A 21,189-nucleotide genomic window follows, 5' to 3' on the forward strand; every position below is an offset into this window, starting at 1 on the left:
TGCGACGTCTGGCCGTACTGCGCGTTCTCGCCGTACTGGGGCGCCTGACCGTACTGACCGGTCTGCCCGTACTGGCTGGTCTGGCCGTACTGACCGGTCTGGCCGTACTGCGCGTTCTCGCCGTACTGGCTGCTCTGGCCGTACTGCCCGTTCTGGGAGCCCTGTCCGTACTGGCTGCCCTGGCCGTGCTGGCCGGTCTGCCCGTACTGGGACTGGCCGGACTCGGACTGGCCGTACTGGCTCTGGCCGTACTGCCCGTACTGGGACTGGCCGGACTCGGACTGGCCGTACGGGCTCTGGCCGTACTGGTCCTGCTGGCCGGAGCCGGTCTGCTGACCGTACTGGGCCTCCTGCCCGTACTGGGCCTGGCCGTACTCGGTGGTGGGGTACGGCGCTGTGTACTGGTCCGTGTGCTGGTCGCTGCCGAACGGCTCGGTCGCGTTCGCCTGCGCTGGCTCGATCACGTCGGTGTGGTCTGCGTCGGTGTGGTCGGCGTCGCTGCGGTGGTCGTCGCTGTGGTCCGCGTCGGCGGACGCAGCCATGTGGTCCGCGTCGGGTGTGTGGGAGTCGCTCGGCGTCGACGCTCCGGCGTCGCCCGCCTGCTGCGCGGCACCGTCGGGCGCGACCTCGGGGGTCGTGTCGTCCGGACGGTGGTCGTCGCCGTGGCCGTGGGGCGTGGTGTCGGTCATGCTGAACGTGCTCCTTCCAAGCCCGTGCAGTCTGTCGGACGCACCTGGGCGATGGTCCTGGTGGCGCTGCGAGAGCCCTATGGCGATCTTATGCGTCGGCTGTGGATGCCCTCCCGGCGCGTTCCCGGGCACGCACTAGGTTGGGGTCCGATCGGCGTGAACGCTCTCGGAGGGAACCACATGCGGCAGTCCGGACCCTGGACCCGTGCGGCGGCCGGGGCGATGCTCCTCGGTCCGGACGGCGTCCCCGCACCGACCGTCTTCGCCGAGATGAGCGCCCTCGCCGCCAGCACCGGAGCGATCAACCTCGGGCAGGGCTTCCCGGACGAGGACGGCCCGGCCGAGGTCCTCGAAGCCGCTGTCCGGGCGATCCGCGACGGCGTCAACCAGTACCCGCCCGGTCGTGGCACGCCGGACCTGCGGCTCGCGATCGCCGAGCACCAGGAGCGCTGGTACGGGCTGCACGTCGACCCGGACCGCGAGGTCCTCGTCACCGCAGGCGCGACCGAGGCCCTGGCCGCGACACTGCTGGCGCTCGTCGAGCCCGGGGACGAGGTCATCACCTTCGAGCCGTTCTACGACGCGTACGGCGCCCTGATCGGCCTCGCCGGCGGGCACCACGTGACGGTGCCGCTCGCCTCGCCGGACTTCCTACCCGACGAGGCCACCCTGCGCGCGGCGTTCACCGACCGCACGCGTGCCGTCCTCGTGAACACCCCGCACAACCCGACGGGCCGGGTCCTGCCGACGGAGGTCCTCCGGACGGTCGTCGAGCTCGTCGAGCAGCACGACGCGGTGATCGTCACCGACGAGGTGTACGAGCACCTGGTGTTCGACCGCCGACACGTCCCCATCGCGACGCTCCCGGGTGCCCGCGACCGCACCGTCACCATCTCGAGCGCTGGCAAGACCTTCAGCACGACCGGGTGGAAGATCGGCTGGCTGACGGCACCCGCAGCGCTCGTCGACGCGATCGTGTCGGTCAAGCAGTTCCTCACGTACGTCAACGGCGCACCGTTCCAGCCCGCGGTGGCCGCCGGACTCCGACTCCCGGACGCCGTCTTCGCCGGGATCGCCGCGGACCTCCGCAGCAAGCACGCGCTGCTGTCCGGCGGGCTCGTCGCCGCCGGCCTCGACGTCATGACGCCGGACGGTGGCTACTTCGTCATCGCCGACGTCGCACCGCTCGGCTTCGCGGACGCTCGGGCGTTCTGCCTCGAGCTCCCGGCCCTGGCAGGCGTCGTCGGCGTCCCGGTGTCGGCGTTCGTGCGGCCCGACCACGCCGCAGGGTACCGCTCGCTCGTCCGGTTCGCGTTCTGCAAGCGGCGGAGTGTGCTCGAGGACGCGGCGGCGCGCCTGGCCGGGCTGCGCTCTTCCTAGTGGCTCGTCACGACGCGCGCGTCGTCACGTCGTACCGGCGGAGTGACAGCGAGGGGTTGACGCGCCGGACCGCGTCCGTCACGTCGGTGTCGACTGCACCGACCAGGAGGCCCGGCTCGGCTCCCAGCGCAGCAGTCGCCACTCCAGACGGGTCGAGCAGGACGGACCCACCGATGCCGATGGGCGGCGCCTGTCCGGCCCCCAGTACCCAGACCGTGTTCTCGATCGCACGAGCCGTGAGCAGCGTGCGCCAGTGGTGTTCCTTGCCGGGACCGCGCACCCACTCCGCCGGGAGGACCACGACGTCCGCGGCACCGGTCTCGGTGGCGGCCAGGCGTCGGGTGACCTCGGGGAACCGCAGGTCGTAGCAGGTCTCGAGGCCGATGCGGACGCCGTCGAGGTCGAACACCGGGAGCTGCTCGGGGTCGCCGGCGTCGATGCGGTCGGACTCCCGAGAGCCGAACGCGTCGTAGAGGTGCACCTTCCGGTAGGTGCAGACGATCTCGCCGGAGCGATCGACGGCGACGAGGGTGTTCCGGAACCGATCAGGATCGTCGGCCGTCTCCGCCACGCCGACGACGAGTGCCAGGCCGTGCTCGCGGGCGATCGCTCGGAGGCCGGTGACGAAGGGTCCGTCGAGCGGCTGCGCTGCCCCGACGAAGCGGTCGTCGATGTCCGGCGTGAAGTACGAGGTGTACTCGGGGGTGACGAGCACGTCCGCGCCCCGTGCTGCCGCATCCCGCGCGTCGGACCGGACGGTCTCGAGGTTCACGTCCGGATCGTCCACTGGGGCGAACTGCGCCGCCGCGATCGTGAGGGCTGACATGCCCCGACCCTACCGACTCCCCCGTGGCACCCGCCCTCGCCCGCGCCCGCGCTCCCGTCCCCCTTACCCGTCCCCCTCGCCCGTCGCCCTCGCCCGTCCTCCCTCACCCTGAGCGGGCGGAATGCCGTGGTCCACGCCGATCACACCCGACCGATCCGCCCGCTCGCGGCGTCGCCCTCTCCTCCATGCGCCGAGCGGGCGGAATGTCGGGGTCAGCGCCGGACGCACAACGCCGATCCGCCCGCTCGCGCCCGCCAGCCCGCTCCCCGAAGTCCACCCGATGCCGAGCGGGCGGAACCTCGGGGTGATTGTCGAACGCACCCAGCCAATGCGCCCGCTCGTGCATCCTGGGCCAGGATCCCACTCCGCCGAACACCGAACGGGCGGATCCGCGGGGTCGGCGCCCGGCGCACGCTTGCATTTCGCCCGCTCCCTGATGCCCGCGCACGCGTGCCTGCCCGCGCATGCCCGTCCCGAGCGCGCCGAACGGGCGGATCCGCGGGGTCGGCATCCGGCGCACGCTCGCATTTCGCCCGCTCCCTGATGCCCGCGCACGCATGCCTGCCCGCGCATACCCGCCCGCGCATGCCCGACCCGAACGCGCCGAGCGGGCGGACCCGTGGGGTCGGGGCAGGACGCACGCTGACATTCCGCCCGCTCGCGCGATCGAGGGGCGCGCACGCCACTGACTCACGGACGGGCGGGCCCGTCACCCCGGACGCTGAGCGGGCACGAACGCGCGGTCGTGACAGCGGGCACCCGGGTGTTTCGCCCGCTCGCGAGAAGACGCACGGACGCGCGCTCGTCGGACGGCCGCACGGAGGAGTGCCCCGGCAACAAGAAACTCGCGCACACAAGACCGGGGCACATGAGGAAGCCCGGGGCGCACGAAGGAGCTCCCCGGGCACGCGACAGCCCCGCGCACACAAAGACCCCGGGCACGCGAAGAAGCCCCGGTCCGAAAGGACCGGGGCTTCTTGTGACGCGTTGGTTGCGGGGGCAGGATTTGAACCTACGACCTCTGGGTTATGAGCCCAGCGAGCTACCGAACTGCTCCACCCCGCGGCACGTCTGTAACACTACACGGGTTCGAGCGGGGCGCCAAATCGAGCGCCCCGCCCGAGTGTCAGTTGCCCGAACTGGTGTCGTTCTCGGCCTCGACCGCGGCGCTGATCGCCTCTTGCAGACGCTTGTCCGCCTCGGCCGCCGCGACCAGGTCGTTGTCGGCGTAGGCCTGCTGGCGGTCCTGCAGCGCAGCACTCGCGTCCGCGAGGGCCTGGCGCAGCGCGGGACTCTGCGTCCCCGAACCAGTGCCGGTCCCGGCGCCGGACGAACCCGACCCGGATCCGGCCGCACCCGAGCCGTCCGACGACCCCGTGCCGGCGTCCGAACCGGTCCCGGCCGAGGATCCTGAGCCACTCGCAGCGCCCGAGTCCCCGGCGGAGGCCCCGGAGTCGCCACCGAAGAGCTGGTTCAGCGCCTCGTCGAGGGTGTCCTCGAACGCGATCTTGTCGCCGAAGGCCACGAGGACCTTCTGCAGCAGCGGGTAGGAGCCACTCGACGTGGACTGCACGTAGACGGGCTGCACGTAGAGGAAGCCACCACCGACGGGCAGCGTGAGCAGGTTGCCCTGCTTCACGGTGCTGTTCCCGCGCTTCAGGATGTTCAGCTCCTGGGACACCGTGGTGTCGGAGTTGAACAGGTTCTGCACCTGGAGCGGACCGGGGATGTTGTCCGTCTTCGGGATCGTCAACAGCGTGAGCTTGCCGTACCCGGAGGCTCGTTTGCCCTTGCCGGCCCCTCCGGCGTCCGAGTCCACGGCCAGGTACCCCGTCAGCACGTTCCGCGCGTTCGACCCCGTCTGTTGCGGGATGTACGTCGTGTAGAGCGTGTACGCCGTCCCCTGCCCGGGCACCTTCATGGTCAGGTAGTACGGGTCCTGCTGGTCGGCCCGCGTCGCCGTCGTCTGGGTGCCCAGCGCGTTCGTCGTCGTGGTGTTCGTCACCGCGGTCGACTCGCTGTCGTTCGAGGTGGCGGTCGGGTCGGACGGGGTCGTCCACGCGTCGTCACCGGAGTAGAACGAGTTCGCGTTGGTGACGTGGTAGGTGCCGAGGATCGAGCGCTGCACCTTGAACAGGTCGGTGGGGTACCGGACGTGGTCGAGCAGTTCGGCGCTCATCTGCGACACCGGCTCGGTCGCCGTCGGGAAGATCTTCTGCCACGTCTTCAGCACCGGGTCCTTGGTGTCCCAGGTGTAGAGCGTGACCTTCCCCGTGTAGGCGTCGACCGTGGCCTTCACCGAGTTCCGGATGTAGTTCACCTGGTCGGTGCGGAACGTCGAGGACTCGGTCCCGTTGATGCTGTCCGCCAGGCTCTGGCTCTGGCTGTACGGGTAGGCGTCCGACGTCGTGTACCCGTCGACGATCCACTGCAGACGGTGGTCGACGATCGCCGGGTAGGCGTCGCTGTCCAGCGTCAGGTACGGCGCGACCTTCTGCACGCGGGTGATCGGGTCGCGGTCGTAGAGGATCTGCGAGTCCGGGTTGACGGCGTTCGAGAGCAGGATCTGCTCCGACTGGAACTTCGCCGCGTAGACCAGGCGGTTGAAGAAGTTGCCGATGCTCGGGCCGCCGTCGCCCTGGTACGTCGTCGTGGCGTTGCCGCCGTTGGCGTCGTTCGAGTCGTCGGACCCGGACGGGTAGTCCAGCTCGACGTTCTTGGTGCCCTTCGGCGCGCCGACGATCGAGTACGGCGGCGAGGTCTCGCCGAAGTACACCCGCTGCTGGTAGTCACCGAGCGCTCCGGAGGACGGGATGCCCGACTCGAGGAACACCGGCTTGCCGTCGCTCGCACGCTGGTTGCCGTAGGCAGCGGCGACACCGAAGCCGTGGGTGTACACGAACGTGCGGTTGTACTGCGTGTTGGCGGCGCTGCTCAGGCCGTCGAGGTCGATGTCGCGCACCGCGATGACGGTGTCCTCGGTCTGACCCTTGATGTCGTACCGGTCGACGTCGAGCTCGTTCGGGAACTGGTAGTACTGGCGCGACTGCTGCAGTTGGCTGAACGTGTCCGAGACGATCTTCGGGTCGATCAGGCGGATGTTCGTGGTGGTCTGGGCGTCCTGCGCGAGCGCACCCGAAGCGGTCTCGGTGGTGGCGTCGTAGTCGGACTCCTTCACGCCGGCCACGTCGTAGGCGTCGCGGGTGGCGTCGATGTTCCGCTGGATGTACGCCGACTCGTACGAGCGCTCCGACGGGGCGACCTGCAGCCGCTGCACGATCCACGGGTAGATGCCGCCGATGACGATCGCGGAGACGAGCAGCAGCCCGGTGCCGACGACCGAGATCCGCCAGCGGCCGATCACAGCGGTGACGATGAACAGGATCGCGACGATCGCCGCGATCCCGGCCATGATCTCGCGGCCGGGGATCGTCGCGTTGACCTCGGTGTACTGCGCACCGGTGATGAGCGAGTTGCTCTTGGTCAGGGCCGCGTACTGGTCGAGCCACAGGCTGACGGCCTGCAGCGCGATGTAGACGGCTGCGGTGACGGAGAGCTGGACGCGCGCGGCGCGGGAGATGCGGACCTCGCGGCCACCGAAGCGCATGGCGCCGTACAGGTAGCAGGCGGCGAGCGCGGCGAGCCCGGCGATCAGGACGACGGCCGACGCGTAGGCGACGACGGAGCGCCAGAAGGGCAGCTCGAACACGTAGAAGCCGATGTCGAGCCCGAACTGCGGGTCGGTCTTGCCGAACGGCGTCCGGTTGAAGTACTCCAGCACCATGCTCCAGCGCGGTGCGGTGGCCAGGCCAGCGAAGATGCCGAGCACGACCGGGATGCCGATCATGACCACGCGACGGAGCGGCTCGATGACCTGCTGGTAGCGGTCGAGCTGCGAGCCGAGCTTGGCGTAGACGGGTCGGAGCCGGAAGGCCAGCAGGATGCTGACGTAGACCGGGACCGCCATGCCCAGGAAGCCGGCAGCGAACATCGCCGAACCTGCGAGCCACCTGGTGGTGAGGACCTGCTGGAACCCGAGCTGCGCGAACCACGCGTAGTCCGTGTACAGGCTGGCGAAGACGAAGAAGGCGATCACCAGTGCTGCGAGCACGATGATCGTGACCACGATCGGGACACGCGGCGAACGCCGTCCCGCGGTGGACGAGGTGGACGAGGGTGTCGTCACGTGATGTGCTCCAGACGTGTCGGACCGGCCGGCCCGGCGCACCGGGCCGTCAGTCCCACGATCCTATGGGACGTCACCGACAGCGAAGCTGTACCCGGACTCAGGAACGCACCCCGATCCTCCCGTCCGGACGGGAGGCACGGGAGACCCCGCATCGCACCGTGCGTCGCGCAGGTGGGGACCGCAGGGCGCGGGTCAGGACCCGCAGGTCGCCAGACCAGCCGTGCTCTTCCCGCTCGCCACCGTCTGCAGGTCGGTGACCGCCTGGTCCAGTGTCTTCACGGCGTAGACGTCCAGGCCGTCGGGGACGTGCCCGACGACCTCGTTGCAGTTGTCGGCGGGAGCGAGGAAGACCGTCGCCCCGGCGTCCTTCGCACCGTAGAGCTTCTGGCGGATGCCGCCGATCGGGCCGACCTCGCCGTCCGCGGTGATCGTGCCGGTGCCGGCCACGTGCTTGCCGCCGTTGAGCTTGCCGGGGGTGATCTCGTCGATGATCCCGAGCGCGAACATCATGCCCGCCGAGGGGCCGCCGACGTCCTGCAGCTTGATCGACACGTCGAAGGGGAAGTCGTACCGCTCGACCACGCCGACACCCAGCAGTGCGGTGCCGCTCTGCTCGCGGGGCGTGACCTGCACGTCGCGCGAAGCGCCGTCACGGGTGATCGTGACCGTGGCAGGCGAGGACGTGCCGTGCTTCGCGACGAGGTCGCGCAGAGTCGAGGCATCCGCGTCGGTCGTCAGCGACGTGCCGTCGAACGCCGTGATGACGTCGCCCTTGCGGATGGTGCCCTCGGCCGCGGTGCCCGTGCCGACGGTGCCGACCTCGAGCTTCGTCGGGACCGCGATGCCCTGCTGGATCATCGCGGCGGCCACGGCGGACTGCTGCGAGTTCGACATGTCGGCGGCGTCCTGCTGGTTCACCTGCTCGGTCGTCACGCCGGGCGGGAAGAGCTCCGACGCCGGCACGACCGCCTGCGACTTCGTGAACAGTGCCCGGATGACGCTCGTCCACGACGGACGCTGGTCGGCGTTGCCCTCGACGCTGACGGTGAGCATGTCGAGCGCGCCCGACGTCGGGTAGGTCTGCCGCCCCTCGACCTGGATGAGCTTGACGTCCTTCGCGTCCTTGCCGGTCCCCTGCTGCTGCGTGCCGATCGTGTTGAACACCGGTCCGGGGAGCTCGATGACGTACGGGCTCGGCAGCACGCTCGCCACGATCGCCAGGACGACGGCGCCGACGACCAGCACCCAGCCGACGGTGCGGGAACGGGAGCGACGACGGGGCTCGGGGGCGAAGAGGCTCAACGACAGGTCCTTTGCGAGGTGTCGGCCGGCGGACGCGGCCCGGGTGTTCGCCCTCGGCGCAGCCGGATGGGCACTCCCGCGGGGCCGTCCCAGGTGCGGCTCCACGAGCGGGGATTAGCGTAGTGCGCATGCCTGATGAACCGCAGCCGGGTCCGGACGACGACTTCCAGGAGATGCTCCGCAAGCTCCTCGCCGGCGAGGGGCAGATCGACCCCTCGCAACTGGCCGGTGCCGCCGGACTGCCGAACGACCCGGCGTTCGTCGCGAACCTGATGAGCCAGTTGCAGCAGGCCGCGCAGAACGGCGGGGACGGCATCGACTTCTCGGTGACCTCGGAGCGGGCCGTCGCGATCGCGAAGGAGGGCTCGCACGGGGTGGACCCCGCGACCAGCCAGGCGAGCGACCAGGCCTTCCAGGTCGCCGCGCTCTGGCTCGACGAGGTCACCACCGTCGCCGAGCTCACCGCGACGCCGAGTCTGTACACGCGGGAACAGTGGGCGAAGGCAACGGCGCCGGTGTGGACGCAGATCGCCGAACCGGTGGCGGCCAGCATCGCGGACGCCCTGACCGAGGCGATCGACCAGCGTGCACCGGAAGAGCTGAAGGCCATGCTGGGCGACGTCTCGAAGGCGATGCGCGGCGTGGGCGGGGCGCTCTTCGCGATCCAGCTCGGCCAGGTCGTCGGGCAACTCTCCAAGGAGGTGGTGTCCGGCGGCGACGTCGGCGTGCCGCTGCTGGACGAGCAGGTCGCGGCGCTGCTGCCCCAGAACGTGGCCGAGTTCGCCGAGGGGCTCGACGTCCCCGTGGACGAGGTCCGGATCTACCTGGCCGTCCGCGAGCTCGCCCACGCGCGGTTGTTCCGCTCGGCTCGGTGGCTCCGGCTGCACATCATCTCCTCGATCACCGAGTACGCCCGCGGCATCCACATCCCGTTCGACCGGGTCGAGGAACTCGCCGCGGACATCGACCCCACCGACCAGGAACAGCTGCGGGACGCCCTGGCCTCCGGCGCGCTGATCCCGCCGCGCTCCCCCGAGCAGGACGCCGCACTCGCCCGGCTCGAGACGATGCTCGCGCTGGTCGAGGGCTGGGTCGACACCGTCACCGCCGCGGCCACGGCACGCCTGCCCCGCTCGGGTGCGATCGCCGAGACGGTCCGCCGTCGTCGCGCGTCGGGTGGCCCGGCCGAGTCCGCGTTCGCGACCCTCGTCGGGCTGGAGCTCCGGCCGCGTCGACTGCGTGAGGCCGCTGCGATGTGGCAACGCGTCACCGACGAGCTCGGGGCCGAGCAGCGCGACGCCCTGTGGGCCGCGTTCGACCTGGTGCCCGGCAGCGACGACATCGACGCGCCGGAGTCCCTGGTGGCCCGGCTGCGGGACCCCGGGCAGACGCCCGCGGACGACGAGTTCGACCGGGCGCTCGAGGACCTGCTCAACGACACCACGGGTGCACGTCCGCACGAGGACGAGTCCGGCGGGGTCGAGGACGAGTCCGGGCCGGACGACGGCTCCGGGCCGGACGACGGGTCGGACGCCGGGTCCGGGCCTGGCTCCGGGCCGAAGGGTTCTCCACAGATCTGACGCCGGGTCCCCGCGCGCGGGCCGGGTCCGACACGGTTGCTGCATGGGCATCCGCATCGATCCGGACCTCGAGTTCGTCTGGCGTGACCCGTCGACGGTGCAGCTCGGGGTCGACCCCCCGCGCGCTGTGGTCGCCGTCCCGACCACCAACCAGGAACGCTTCCTGCTCGCCCTGCGCGCGGAGACCGGTCGGGACGCCCTGGCCGGGGTGGCGGCGAGCGTCGGCTGCCGCCCAGAGGTCGCCGCGCACGTGCTGGGAGCGGCCTCGCCCGCGGTGCTCGACATGCTCCCTGAGCCGCTCGTCCGCACCCAGGTGCACGGGTCCGGCGCGGTCGCCGACACGCTCGACACCTTCCTCACCGGCGAAGGTGTCACCGTCGTCCGGACCAGCGCACCCCGCGGTGGTCCGGTCACGCTGCCCACACCGACCCCGAAGTTCGGCGTGGTGGTCGCCGACCACGTCGTCGACCCCGCGCTCCGAGCCGCCTGGACCCGGCGCGGCCTGCCGCACCTGCCCGTGGTCGTGAGCGACGGGCGTGTCCGGGTCGGTCCGGTGATCGTGCCCGGCGTCGGCCCGTGCCTGCAGTGCCTGGAGTACGCCCGCGTCGACGATGACCCCGCGTGGCCGGCCATCGCGGCGCAGGTGTGGGGCCGGCCGGCCGCGCCGCTCTCCCCCTACCGGACCGCAGCCGTCGCCGCCGCGGTCACCCGGCTCGTCGTCGAGCTCCTGCCCCGCACCTCGACGGCACCGGGGGTGGAGCAGCTCGTGTTCGAGCGCGACGACCTGTCGGTCACCCGACGGTCGACGGCCCCGCACCCGCGGTGTGCGTGTCGAGCGCTGCCAGGAACCGACTCGGCCCCCGGGACCCCCCGCGCATGGAGCCCTGGCGTGACCACGTGACGGTGACGGTCCGGCGTGCTCGGGTCAGGCCGACGTAGAACAGGCGGCGTTCCTCGTCGACCTCGTCGTCGGTGGTGGCGTGCGAGATCGGCAGCAGTCCCTCGGCGGCGCCGGCGATCACCACGTTCGGCCACTCGAGCCCCTTCGACGAGTGCAGCGTCGCCAGGGTCACGGCGTCCAGGTCGGGCTCGTGGTGGGTGGCCGCGCGGTCGACCAGGTCCTGCGTGAACTCCTGCATCGTGGTGCCGGCGGGGGCGTCCTCCGCCAGGCCCATGATCGCCTGGAGCGCCTCCCACTGCTCGCGGACCGCTCCGGTGCCCTCGGGAGCGGTCGGCGTCCACCCGCTGATCTGCAGCACGAGGCCGACGCGTCGGGTCAGCTCGTCGTCGGTCTGCCGGATCGCCTCGCCGCGCATGTGGTGCACCGCGAGCTTGACCTCGGGTCGGTCGAAGAACCGGGTGCCGCCCTGCACGCGGTACGGGATCCCGTTGCGACCGAGTGCCGCTTCGAGCGCCGCGGACTGCGCACCGACCCGGAACAGCACCGCACAGTCGCCGAACGCCGCCCCGCCGCCGACGAGCTCGGTGATGCGGCGCGCGATCGTCTGCGCCTCGTCACCGTCGTGCACGCACGGCACCACGACGGGCTCCGGGCCGGGCTCGGTGCTCTGCGCGGCGAGGTCGAGCGCGCCCGGCTGCCCGCGCATCAGGGCGTTCGCGGCGTGCACCACCTGTGGCGTGGACCGGTAGTTCCGCTCGAGCCGAAGGACGGAGCCGCGGGGGAACTCCGACCCGAACCCGAGCAGGTACCGGCTGGACGCCCCGGCGAACGAGTAGATCGTCTGGCTGGCGTCACCGACCACGCAGAGGTCCTGCCGGTCGCCGAGCCACGCCTTGAGCAGGTCGTGCTGCACGGGCGAGACGTCCTGGTACTCGTCGACCACGAAGAAGCGGTACTGCTGCCGGACGTAGCTGGCCACGCGCGGCTCCGACTCGACCATCCCGAGCGTCGCGAGCAGGACGTCCTCGAAGTCGATCTGCCGACGGTCGTCCTTGAGCCGTTCGTAGGCACGCATCAGGTCGATGACCTTCGTGGGCGCGGTGTCGCGGGGCATCACCCGGTCGGCGGCCGCGGACTCGTACTCGTCGTACGTCAGCCGCTGCACCTTGCGCCACTCGACCTCGGCCGCCAGGTCCCGCAGCACGGGCTTGTCGACGTGGATGCCGACCGAGTCCGCCGCGTGCGCGATGATCCGGGCCTTGGACTCGACGATCTTCGGAGCGTGCCCGCCGACGGTGTCCGGCCAGAAGTAGCTCAGCTGGCTCATCGCCGCCGCGTGGAAGGTCCGGGCCTGCACGGTCCCGGCGCCGAGTGCGCGCAGGCGACTCCGCAGCTCCCCGGCCGCTCGGGTCGTGAACGTCAGCGCGAGGACGTGGGCCGGCGAGTACGTGCCGGTGGCCACCCCGTACGCGATCCGGTGCGTGATCGCCCGGGTCTTGCCGGTCCCGGCGCCCGCCAGCACGGCGACCGGACCGAGGAGCGTCGTCGCGACTCCCCGCTGTTCGGCGTCGAGCGCGGCCAGCAGCGCCTCGGGGCTCGGCGGCGCGACCGGGCGGCGCCCCTCGGCACGCGGCGGCGCGGCGGCGCGACGCCCGTCGGGCTCACGCCCCTCGGGAACCGTCACGGCAGGTCCAGCGGGCCGCCGTACCACTCCTCGATGATCGCCCGCGCGATCGACGTCCGACCGGGCAGGTGCAGCGTGTCACCGGCGCGCTCGCGGATGTCCTCGCGCGAGAACCACTGCACGTCGAGGATCTCGACCCCGTCGGGGCGGACGGTCGAGGGGTCGCCGTCGAGCGCCCGGGCGCGGAAGCCCACCATGAGCGAGGCGGGGAACGGCCACGGCTGCGAGCCGAGGTACTCCGGTTCCTCGACGTGCACGCCGGACTCCTCGAAGACCTCGCGTCGGACGGCGTCCTCGAGCGACTCCCCCGGCTCGACGAACCCGGCGAGCAACGAGTAGCGGTCCTGGTCCCACGCGGCGTTCGAGCCGAGCAGGATGCGGTCGTCGCGGTCCACCACGCCGACGATCACGGCGGCGTCGGTGCGCGGGAAGAGCTCGTGCCCCTGGTCGTCGCGGCGCACCCAGCCGCCGGTCACGACCTCGGTGTCGGAGCCGGTCCGCGGCGAGAACCCGTGCACGGCGTGCCAGTTCGCCATCGCGACGGCCTCGACCGCCAGCCCCTGGTCTCGCGCGGAGAGCTCGGTGCCGAACATGCGCAGGTTCTCCCACGCGGCGTCCTCCGGCTCGATCTGTCGCGCGGTCTCGTCGTCGACCAGCGCGGCCGCGAACCGGGTGCCGGCGGGCGCGTCCGCGGCGTCGGCGAGCGAGCGGCCGAGGTAGACCAGCGGCGCCGACTCGGGGACGTCCGCGGCGGCCACGAAGCGCAGCGTGCCGTCGGCGTTCCGCAGCATCGCGGCCCGGTGCACGGGCAGGAACCGGGTGTCGACGTCGTCGCGCAGGACACGCCCGACGTCGGGGACGGTGCGGAACTCGGCGTCGCGGTCGAGTTCGTTGCGGGCGAGCGGCAGGCGGGCGGCGAACTCCACGGTCACGTGGGACTCCTCATGTCGGTGTCGTTGCAGGACCGAGCCGACCGAGGCGGTCGAGCCGGGTGCCACGGTGTGGCGCGCACCGTCTGGGTCCTCGGCGGACCTACCCTGAGGGCATGGCGGGATCCCAGTTCACTCTAGCGGCGTTGGCGACGACGGCCGTCCCAGGACTCGTCGTCACGGGCACGCGCACCCTCGGCTCCGTCGCGTCCGGCGACTACGAGTCGGCGCTCGTGCGACACGCCGACGGCGTCCTCTCGACCATCCGACGGCCGCGCAACCAGCGGGCCGAGGCACGGCAGTCGGCCGACCTCGTCGCGATCCGGGCGCTGAGCGCCGGGATCCGGTCGCGCCTCCCGTTCGCCGTCGCCGAGTACCGCGGACAGGCGCCGATCGGCTCGACCCGCGCCATCGTGACCAGCCACGTGCCGGGCGCACACCCGACCCTGCGGGCGCTCGGCGAGCGTCCCGAGCTCGCCACCAGCGTCGGCCGCGCCCTCGCGGCGGTCCACCAGCTGCCGACCAGCTTCGTCACCGATGCCGGGCTGCCCTCGCTCACGCCGTTCGAGGTCCTGCGCTCCGCCGTCTCCACGATGGACCGCGCGGTCGCGACCAAGCTCGTGCCGGCTGCATTGCAGGAGCGATGGGAGGGCGCAGCCCGTGACCAGCAGCTCTGGCAGTTCACCCCGACCGTCGTGCACGGCGCCGTCGGCACGGACGCGCTGCTCGTCGAGGGCGACACCGTCACCGGCATGCTCGGGTGGGGCGAGCTGCGGCTCGGCGACCCGGCGAAGGACCTGGCCTGGGTGCTGGCCGGCCCGCGCGAGGCCTTCCCCACCGTCCTCAGCGCCTACGAGGCGAACGGCGGCGGACGCGACCGCCAGCTCGCCCAGCGTGCCCGGGTCTACCACGAGCTCGAGACCGCGCAGTGGCTGCTGCACGGCGTGCAGGCGAAGAGCACCGAGGTCGTCGACGACGCGGTCGCGATGATGCACCGGCTGGTGGACGCGGTGCACGCGCCGACCGCGGCCCCGCTGCAGTCGGTGTCGCCAGACACGATGGAGATCGGCGAGGTCGAGCAGCTGCTGTCGTCGACCGAGCGCAAGCACGGCTGAGCCGGCCGATCGGCCTGGCCCGGCTCGGTCGTTCCGGGCGTTCCGGGCGTTCCGGTCGTTCCGGTCGTTCCGGTCTGGAGGCTCGGTGCGGCTCCGTCGCACGCGATGCGGCGGTCGGGTCAGCCGACCGCTGCCGTCCACGCCTGCTCGAGACCGGCTCGGTCGAGCAGGCTGACGGGCCGGACCTCGAGGTCGTCGGCCACGAAGTAGAACACCGCGTCGACGTCCTCGACCGGACGGCCGGTGAACTCGGCGTAGGCGACCCGGTAGAGCGCGAGCTGCAGCTGGCGCTGTTCCAGGTCCTCGGCGCTCGACGGGGCCTTGCCGGTCTTCCAGTCGACGACCTCGATCCGCCCGTCGATCTCGTAGACGGCGTCGAGCTTGCAGACCACACTGTGGCCGAGGAACGGGATGTGGATCTCGCGCTCGACCTCGACCGGGGTGCGCTCCGCCCATCGTGAACGGGCGAAGGTCGCCTGGAACTCACCGAGGCGGCGCGCGTCGTCGTCGCTCACCACGGCGTCCGGTGCCGCAGCCGTCTCCTCGTCAGGGTCGAGGTCGAGTTCCCCGTCCCACACGTCGAGCGTCTCGAGCGCTCCCCCGGAACGACCACGCTGCTCGACCCACTGGTGGAACAGGGTGCCCAGGCGCGTCGCACGGTAGGGACGCTCGGGCATCGGCCGGCGGAGCCGTTCGGCGACCGCGTCGGGCCGGCTCAGGTAGTCCTTGAAGCCCGACGCCGGGACACGGTGGGGCACGACCACGCGGTGCTTCGCCGACCGGGTGGCCTGGCGCTCCGCGAGCAGCAGGTCGATGTCGGCGGCGAACCGTCCCGCGGCGCCCGGGTTGGCGTTCCTGACCCGGTCGGCGGCGGCCAGCACGCGCGGAGCACGCTCGCCGTAGGGGACGTGCGGCCAGGTCTGGGTCGCGCCGGCGTCACCGAGCGGGTTCGTCTCGTGCCCGGTGGTCTCCGGCACCGCGGACCCCTCGACCACGCCGGCGTCGACCAGGTCGCGGAGGTACCGGCTCGGCTGCATCGGCTTCACGCCACCTGCCCAGAACGACCCGGAGACCAGCAGCTCGTGCCGTGACCGGGTCAGCGCGACGTAGGTCAGCCGACGTTCCTCGTCCTCGTTCCGGGCCTTGACCTCGTCCTTGTACGCCTCGATCGCGAGGGTGACGTCCTTCTGCGTGTCGTGCCCGCGCCAGTCGAGCCGCGGCAGCTCGTCGGCGTCGCCGCGGAACTCGTACGGCAGGCGGCCGAAGCCGAGCCACCCGGACGAGCCCTCCTGTGGACGGGCCGGCAGCGCGCCCTCGACCAGTCGGGGCACGGCGACCGCGTCCCACTCCAGGCCCTTGGAACCGTGGATCGTCAGGATCTGCACGGTGCCGGCCTCGGGCTCCTCGGACCGGGGGCCCATGTCGTCTCGGCGGGCAGCGGCGTCGATCCAGCCGAGGAACGCCCCGAGGTCCGCGCGGTCGTCGGTCGCGACGAACCCGGCGAGCTCGTCGACGAAGGCGTCGAGGTAGGCGGCGCTGCCCTGCTCGTGCGCGGCGACCTCGATGTCGAGGTGCATCTCCTGCACGACGAGCGTCACGAAGTCGACGAGGTCCCCTGCGGCTCGGGACCGCAGGGCGGCGAGCTGCTGGCCGAGTCGCCGCATCCGGTCACGGCCAGCCGGGGTGATGCCCGCGAGCGCACCGTGGTCGTCCGGGGCGACGGCGACGAAGTCGAGCGCGTCGACGACCGAGCCGTGCTCGCCGGCCGCGACCGACGCCCGGAACGCGGCGGTCACGTCGTCGTCGAGCCGCTGCTGCGTGTGGTCCCGTTTGAACAGCCATGACGCCAGCGCGTGCAGCGCGGCGACGTCGGCGGCACCGACCCGCCACCGTGCACCGGCGAGCAGGCGGATCAGGTCGTTGCCCGCCGCCGGGTCGTGCAGCACCCGCAGGCACGCGACGAGGTCGACGATCTCCGGACGCTGCAGGAGCCCGCCGGTGCCGAGCACATGGAACGGCACGCCGAGGTGGGTGAACGCGCCCGTGAAGGCGGCGAGGTCCTTCCGGGCACGGAGCAGGAGCGCCATCGAGCCGGACGGGTTCCGCCGGCGGTGGTCGGCGAACCAGGCGGCGACGGCCGCCGCTTCCTCGGGCAGGGTCTCGGTGAACACCGCGTCGACCACCCCGGCGTCGGCACCGGGCCGGGGCGCGAGGCGTTCGACGTCGACCTCGGACGCCTCGGACAGCGGAGCGACGACGGCGTTCGCCCCGGCGAGGACGTCCACCGGGTTCCGCCAGCTGGTCGACAGCGCGAAGGTGCGTGGTGTGGTGGCGCCATCCCGCTCGCCGTCTCCGTCCCGCCCACCAGCGAAGTCCCGGGGGAACCGGGCCAGGTTCGCCGCGCTGGCCCCGCGGAAGCCGTAGATCGACTGGTGCGGGTCACCGACCGCCATCACCGGGTGGTCGCGGAACAGCCGCGCGAGGAACCGGGTCTGCACGACCGAGGTGTCCTGGTACTCGTCGAGCAGCACCACGCGGAACCGCGCTCGCAGGTCCTCGACCACCCGGGGTGCCGCCTGGGCCGCGGCGAGCGCGAGGGCGATCTGGTCGGAGAACTCGACGAACCCGCGGTCGACCTTCTGGCGACGGAACTCCTCGACCAGGTCGGTCAGGGGCTCGAGCGCACCGATCGCGGCCACCGCCTGCGTGATCGCGGCGTAGGGCTTGCCACGGTTGCCCGGCAGCTCCAGCAGTCCGGTGAACTCGATCGCGAACCGTCGGAGCCGCGCCGGCTCGACGAGGTGCTCGGACGCGGCCCCGGCGAGTGCGACGACCGCCGCCGTGACGGTGTCGACGTTGCGGTCGAGCCCGGCCAGGCGGTCGTCCCGGGCGGCGACGACGACCCGTCGTGCGAGCTGCCAGGCGGACGGTTCAGTGAGTACCTGGGACTCGCCGTCGCGACCGACCAGCAGCGCGTTCTCGCGGAAGACGCTGTTCGCGAAGGCGTTGTAGGTCGAGACGGTCGGCGCCTCGAACGCGTCGCCCGGGGTGATCAGGCCGGCGTCCTCGAGCGCCCGGATGCGGTCGTTGATGCGGACTGACAGCTCGCCCGCGGCCTTGCGGGTGAAGGTCAGGCCGAGCACCTGGTCCGGACGGACGAACCCGTTCGCCAGCAGCCACACGACGCGGGACGCCATGGTCTCGGTCTTGCCGCTGCCGGCGCCGGCGACGACCAGGGCCGGCGCGAGGGGCGACTCGATGACGGCGCGCTGCTGCTCGGTGGGTCGGGGGCGGCCGAGGGCGTCGGCGATCGCGTCGGCGCCCCGGGCAGCGGTGCCGGTCGCGACAGGCGTGCCCGCGACACTGGTCGTGGCGGCGGTGTCGGCCGGGGTCGTCAGGAGTTCGTCGGTCACCAGGTCACCTCGCCCACGACGTGGATGCGGCACTCCACGCCGGTCCGGGCCTTCTCGCAGTGGTCGTCGACGTTCGCGACGAAGGTCCGGCCGGCCATGCCGTGCGCGACGGTGTGCAGCCGCTCGCGGTAGGCCTCACGCGCCTCGGGGTCGAACGCGTGCTGGGTGCGCTCGGAGTAGGCGTGCGCGCCCTTCGGCATCTGCACGAACACCAGGCGGGCGTCGGTCATCGGCGCTCCGGCGGGCACGCCCTCGACCACGCCGTCCTCGACCGCGAGCTGGTACGCGCCGAGCTGGGGGTGGTCGGGCATGTCGTTCTTCTCGCTCGGCATCGACCGACCGGTCTTCAGGTCGACCACGCTCACGCGTCCCTCGGGGTCGACCTCGATGCGGTCGATGCTGCCCCGGACCCGGGCGGGACCGGTCACCAGCGCGAACGAGGTCTCGGCGCCGAGGACCCGGCGGCCGGCGCTGGCGAAGGTCCGCAGGTAGTCGCTCAGGCCCTCGACCATCCGGCGGGTACGAGCGCGTTCGCGATCGGCGATCCAGGGCGACTCGAAGGTGAGCTCCCCCCAGCGGGCGTCGACGCTGGCCCACAGGGACTCGACGTCGATCGCGGTCGCGTGCTCCATCGCCTCGTGCACGATCGTGCCGATGCCCATCGCCGGGCTCGGTGCGCCGCCGCCGAAGGTCTGCACGAACCAGTGCACCGGGCAGGTCTCGAAGGTGCCGATGCGGGACGGCGACACCGCGACCGTCGGGGCCGTCGGTTCGCCGGTGACCGGGTCGTCCACGGGGTCGCCCGCGAGGTCGACGAGCGGGTCCTCGGTCGTCGGTTCGGCGGTGCCGTACCAGTCGTCCGGGGACGCACCGGGGACGTCCGCCTGGGCGAGCCGGGCGAGGGCCGACGCGGCCTCGTGGTCGCCGCTCGTCACCACCCGGCGACGCAGCGACCCGGCGAGGCCGCGGAGCGACAGCGGGTGCACCGAGGGCTGCCGGTCGGGCGGCACGGGCACGAGCCGGACGAACGGGGACGGGGCTTCGTCGTCGTTCGCGATCGTGCCGATGACGACCTGCGTCGTGGCGCGGGAGACGGCGCGGGCGAACAGCCGGAGTTCGTCGGCCACGACGGCCGCGCGGTCGTCGACGGCCACGTGGGCGATGCCCTGCGCGGCCCGCACCAGACCGTCGGGGTCGAGCAGACTGCCGCGCACGCGGGTGTTCGGCCAGACGCCGTCCTGCAGCCCGAGCACGACGACCACGTCGGCTTCGAGCCCGATCGTCGCCGAAGGGGTGAGCACACGGACGCGGCCGGCGGTGCGGTCGGGCCCGATGCTGTCCTCGGGCAGGTCGGCCCCGAGCAGGTCGTCGACGAACACCCGTGCCGGCGCGTCCGGGGTCCGTTCGACGAAGCGCTTGGCGGCCGTGAAGAGCCCCACGACGGCGTCGAGGTGCCGGTCGGCCTCACCGGCACCCACGCCGCCGTCCGCCGACTGCCCACCCCAGATGCCGGCCAGTCCGCTGCGCTCCCACAAGCCCCAGAGCAGTTCCTCGATGCTCGCACCGGACTCGGCGTCCGCGCGGGCCAGCACCAGGCTGCGTGCGAGCCGGGTCGCTCGGCGGGCGAACGCGGCGTCGATCGTCGCCAGGCGTTCCGGTGCGCCGAGCGCCTCGACCAACAGCTCGTCCGCGGTCCGGGACCCGTCCCCCGCGAGCTCTTCCCGGCGGAGCGCCAGGCGCAACCGCCGCATCGCGAGGGTGTCGAGTCCGCCGAGCGGCCCGGTGGCGAACGCCGTGGCGAGCGTGGCGTCGAGCGGCAAGACCCCGAGGGCGACGGCTGCGGCGTCGATGAGCGATCGCGACGCGCTGTCGTCGCGCGGTCTGGTCGGGGCCGCGCCCGCCGTGGCGGGGACCTCGGCGACGGAGAGCGCCCGCACCAGCTCGGGGATGGCCGCGCCGCTCCGGGTGACGACCACCATCCGGTGCCAGGGCACGCCGTCGAGCAGGTGGTGCTCGCGCAGCCGTCGGGCCACGGCGACGACCAGCGCCGAACGGCTCCCCGCTTCCAGGTGCAGCACCGAGTCGGGCCGCCCGTCGGTGTCGGCAGCGACCGCGGTGCGATGTCGCCCGGCAGCCGCGGTGCCGACCCGAGCGGTGACGGCGGACACGAGCGTCCGGATCGCCGCCGGGTGCCGGTGCACGGTGCCGAGGACGACGTCCTGCACGCGGCCGACCCCGAGCCGCACGGCCAGGCGACCGAGCACGTCGGGTTCGGCGCCCCGGAACGCCGAGGCCGCGATGTCGGGGTCGCCGAACGCGACGACCTGCACGCCCGACCGGGCCAGGGCGCCGAGCAGCGCGATCTCCCCCTCGACGAGTTCCTGCGTGTCGTCGACGACCACCAGGCGCAGGGCCGCGACCGCAGGGGGCAGTTCGCCACGGAGGACGGCGGCGGTGGCGAAGGCGACGAGTTCGGCGGCGTCGAGGCTCGTGGTGCGGAACGCGGTCAGGGTGGCCCGGTACTCGTCGACCAGGTCCCCGACCGCACGCCACTCGGGCCGACCGTGGTCGTCGGCGAGCTCACGCATGTCGTCCGGCTCGACCCCCGCGGCCACGGAGCGCATCATCACGTCACGCAACGCGGTCCGGAACCCGGCCCGTTCGCGGACGACCGCGGTGATCGGTTCCGGCCAGGCAGGGCCCGTGCCGTCGAGTTCGTGTCCGGCCAGCAGGTCGGCGAGGATGCGGTCCTGTTCGCCGCCGGTCAGCAGGGTCGGCGCCGGCTGCCCCTGGACCGCGGCGGCGTGCGCGACGACCTGGAAGGCGAGCGAGTTGACGGTCCGGGCGAGGGCGCCGGGGACGACCCGCCCGACGGTGGCCGCCAGCTGGTCACGGAGGGCGGTGGCAGCGGTGCGCGATGACGTCAGTGCCAGGACGGTCGCGTGTCCGTCAGGGCTGATCGCACCGGGCCGCCCCATCCGCTGGGCGACGAGCCGTGCGAGCGTCGACGTCTTGCCGGTGCCGGGCGCCCCGATCACCGCGGCGTGCACGCCGTCGGCCAGGTCGAGCACGGCCTGCTGCGCCGGGTCGGCGACCAGCGCGCGCGACACCCCCGTCGGCGCGGGAGCGGGCGTCAGGGTGGTCGATGGCACGTGGCCACGGTACCGAGCGCAGCCGACAT

The 21,189-nt window shown here is 72.5% G+C and carries 11 protein-coding genes, 1 tRNA gene and 1 pseudogene; 4 read left to right on the forward strand and 9 right to left on the reverse strand.

Annotated features, from left to right (window positions below; genetic code table 11):
* A pseudogene (locus BIU90_RS00075) lies at positions 1-689 on the reverse strand (hypothetical protein); the annotation flags it as partial.
* A 180-nt stretch (positions 690-869) separates the two neighbouring features.
* Between BIU90_RS00075 and BIU90_RS00080 the strand changes: the two are divergent.
* Positions 870-2,069 (forward strand): aminotransferase class I/II-fold pyridoxal phosphate-dependent enzyme, encoded by a 1,200-nt coding sequence (locus BIU90_RS00080; RefSeq protein ID WP_071298214.1) that lies wholly within the window; start codon positions 870-872, stop codon positions 2,067-2,069.
* 7 nt (positions 2,070-2,076) lie between these two features.
* Here the strand turns inward: BIU90_RS00080 and BIU90_RS00085 are convergent, their stop codons facing one another.
* The 4 genes from BIU90_RS00085 to BIU90_RS00100 form a co-directional block, all read right to left on the reverse strand.
* Entirely contained in the window at positions 2,077-2,895 is an 819-nt protein-coding gene (locus BIU90_RS00085; protein ID WP_071298215.1) for a carbon-nitrogen hydrolase family protein, read from the reverse strand.
* 988 nt (positions 2,896-3,883) lie between these two features.
* A tRNA-Met gene (locus tag BIU90_RS00090) sits at positions 3,884-3,960 on the reverse strand.
* A gap of 61 nt (positions 3,961-4,021) precedes the next feature.
* Positions 4,022-7,021 (reverse strand): UPF0182 family protein, encoded by a 3,000-nt coding sequence (locus BIU90_RS00095; RefSeq protein ID WP_175470096.1) that lies wholly within the window; start codon positions 7,019-7,021, stop codon positions 4,022-4,024.
* Between the two features lie 255 nt (positions 7,022-7,276).
* Positions 7,277-8,386, reverse strand: a complete 1,110-nt coding sequence (locus BIU90_RS00100; protein WP_071298216.1) for a PDZ domain-containing protein — start codon at positions 8,384-8,386, stop codon at positions 7,277-7,279.
* A 128-nt stretch (positions 8,387-8,514) separates the two neighbouring features.
* Here BIU90_RS00100 and BIU90_RS00105 point away from each other — a divergent pair, with 128 nt between their 5' ends.
* Both BIU90_RS00105 and BIU90_RS00110 read left to right on the forward strand, forming a co-directional pair.
* The gene (locus BIU90_RS00105; protein ID WP_071298217.1) at positions 8,515-9,966 is read left to right on the forward strand and encodes a zinc-dependent metalloprotease; all 1,452 of its coding nucleotides are present in this window, start codon (positions 8,515-8,517) and stop codon (positions 9,964-9,966) included.
* 43 nt (positions 9,967-10,009) lie between these two features.
* Positions 10,010-10,867 carry a TOMM precursor leader peptide-binding protein gene (locus tag BIU90_RS00110; RefSeq protein WP_071298218.1) on the forward strand — a complete coding sequence of 286 codons (858 nt, stop codon included), beginning with the start codon at positions 10,010-10,012 and terminating at the stop codon, positions 10,865-10,867.
* Here the strand turns inward: BIU90_RS00110 and BIU90_RS00115 are convergent.
* Entirely contained in the window at positions 10,758-12,551 is a 1,794-nt protein-coding gene (locus BIU90_RS00115) for an ATP-dependent helicase (RefSeq protein WP_139195031.1), read from the reverse strand. The two genes, BIU90_RS00110 and BIU90_RS00115, sit on opposite strands and share 110 nt — an antisense overlap.
* Complete coding sequence (gene nudC / locus BIU90_RS00120) at positions 12,548-13,483, reverse strand: NAD(+) diphosphatase (protein WP_071298303.1); 936 nt, start codon at positions 13,481-13,483, stop codon at positions 12,548-12,550. The genes BIU90_RS00115 and nudC overlap by 4 nt, the downstream gene beginning before the upstream one ends.
* Positions 13,484-13,596: 113 nt before the next feature.
* On the opposite strand from nudC, the gene BIU90_RS00125 reads away from it, so the two are divergent.
* Positions 13,597-14,595, forward strand: coding sequence for a phosphotransferase (locus tag BIU90_RS00125; protein ID WP_071298219.1), 999 nt, complete (start codon positions 13,597-13,599; stop codon positions 14,593-14,595).
* 119 nt (positions 14,596-14,714) lie between these two features.
* Here the strand turns inward: BIU90_RS00125 and BIU90_RS00130 are convergent, their stop codons facing one another.
* On the reverse strand, positions 14,715-18,008 hold the full coding sequence (locus BIU90_RS00130; RefSeq protein WP_254786892.1) for an ATP-dependent DNA helicase: 3,294 nt from the start codon (positions 18,006-18,008) through the stop codon (positions 14,715-14,717).
* Complete coding sequence (locus BIU90_RS00135; protein ID WP_175470093.1) at positions 18,005-21,160, reverse strand: UrvD/REP family ATP-dependent DNA helicase; 3,156 nt, start codon at positions 21,158-21,160, stop codon at positions 18,005-18,007. Before BIU90_RS00135 ends, BIU90_RS00130 begins: the two co-directional genes overlap by 4 nt.
* Positions 21,161-21,189 lie beyond the last annotated feature (29 nt).

This window comes from Curtobacterium sp. MCBA15_001, from assembly GCF_001864835.1.
In the GTDB taxonomy this organism is placed as follows: Bacteria; Actinomycetota; Actinomycetes; order Actinomycetales; family Microbacteriaceae; genus Curtobacterium.

Bases quoted from the DNA above. Each gene is read 5' to 3' on its own strand.
- BIU90_RS00110 (WP_071298218.1), top strand. From the start codon at position 10,010: ATGGGCATCCGCATCGATCCGGACCTCGAGTTCGTCTGGCGTGACCCG.
- BIU90_RS00085 (WP_071298215.1), bottom strand. From the start codon at position 2,895: ATGTCAGCCCTCACGATCGCGGCGGCGCAGTTCGCCCCAGTGGACGAT.
- BIU90_RS00105 (WP_071298217.1), top strand. From the start codon at position 8,515: ATGCCTGATGAACCGCAGCCGGGTCCGGACGACGACTTCCAGGAGATG.
- BIU90_RS00080 (WP_071298214.1), top strand. From the start codon at position 870: ATGCGGCAGTCCGGACCCTGGACCCGTGCGGCGGCCGGGGCGATGCTC.
- BIU90_RS00125 (WP_071298219.1), top strand. From the start codon at position 13,597: ATGGCGGGATCCCAGTTCACTCTAGCGGCGTTGGCGACGACGGCCGTC.